The sequence below is a fragment of the Deinococcus pimensis DSM 21231 genome, assembly GCF_000519345.1.
GTDB classification, from domain to species: Bacteria; Deinococcota; Deinococci; order Deinococcales; family Deinococcaceae; genus Deinococcus_A; species Deinococcus_A pimensis.
Genome location: NZ_KI912628.1, coordinates 1 through 1090 on the forward strand (window position 1 = coordinate 1; position 1090 = coordinate 1090).

The window sequence follows — 1090 nt, forward strand, 5'->3', positions numbered from 1 at the left end:
CTCCTCGTGCGCGGCCTCCGCGAGCCCACGCAGGGCGCCGCGCTGCGGTGGCGCGTGCAGGCCCGTCTCGTCGAGGTGCGGGCCGATCAAGGTGAGCCACGTGCTCGGCAGGCGGCGGCGCAGCACCTGCGCGATGCCGACGGTGGACTTCACGTTGCAGTTGAACAGGTCCATCCACTCGCCCTCGCTGAGCTGCGGGAAGGCGCTGTGCGCGCGCTTGTCCGCGAGGTGCACGACGCCGTGCAGCGCTCCGAAGATCTCCAGGACGCGGGTCTGCGCGCTGATCCAGTCGAGCGGCACGCCCACGTCCGCCTTGAGGGGGATGGCGGTGCCGCCCTCGTACTCGATGTGCGACGCGAGCTGCGAGAGCGTCTCGACGTTCCCGCCGATCAGCACGACGCTCGCGCCGCCGCGCGCGAGGGCCTGCGACAGCGTGCGTCCGTAGCCCTGATCGGCGGACGTGATCGCGATGACTTGCGCGTCGAGGTTCGGGGCCATGCGGACCAGCATAGCGCGTCCCCCGGTGCGGAAAATGGAACGTCCGGCGCGCGGGGAGCCGTACAGTGAGGGCATGACGTGGGCCCTGAGGGCGCTCGGACTGCTCGTGGCGACGGGCTACGCGCTCGTCCTGATCCTGACCCGGAACGCGACGGGCTCGCCGCTGTACTGGCTGGACTTCGTGACGCACGAGCTCGGGCAAGGCCTGTTCGGCATCTTCGGGGTGACCGTGCTCACGCAGCTCGGCGGGTCGCTGCTGCAGGTGCTCGCGCCGCTCGGGTTCGCGCTGGGCTTCTGGCTGCAGCGGCGGCCCATGCTCGCGGCCCTGACGCTGCTGTGGGCGGCGGACGCGCGGGACCGGGCGCTGCCCCTGCTGGGGGACGATCCGGACGCGCACGACTGGTGGAACATCCTGATCCACTGGCGAATGGTGCACCGCACGGAGGAGGTGGCGGCGTTCGTCGCGGCGCTGGCGTGGCCCGCGTTCCTGGGAGGAGTGGCGCTGGGCGTGTCGTCGCTGCTGACCTCACGCGAGGAGGACGGGGCGCCCCTCGGCGGCGCGGAGCCCACAGGCGAGGCGGCCCGGCTGCTG

Annotated in this window: 2 protein-coding genes; one reads left to right on the plus strand and one right to left on the minus strand. The window is 72.5% G+C overall.

The features are described 5' to 3' along the window. The coding region (locus DEIPI_RS0103510) for an SDR family NAD(P)-dependent oxidoreductase (RefSeq protein ID WP_045233582.1) at positions 1-498 on the minus strand (498 nt) is incomplete at its 3' end. A gap of 73 nt (positions 499-571) precedes the next feature. Here DEIPI_RS0103510 and DEIPI_RS38840 point away from each other — a divergent pair. Further along, positions 572-1090: hypothetical protein (locus DEIPI_RS38840; protein ID WP_211238235.1), on the plus strand; the 519-nt coding region annotated here is incomplete at its 3' end.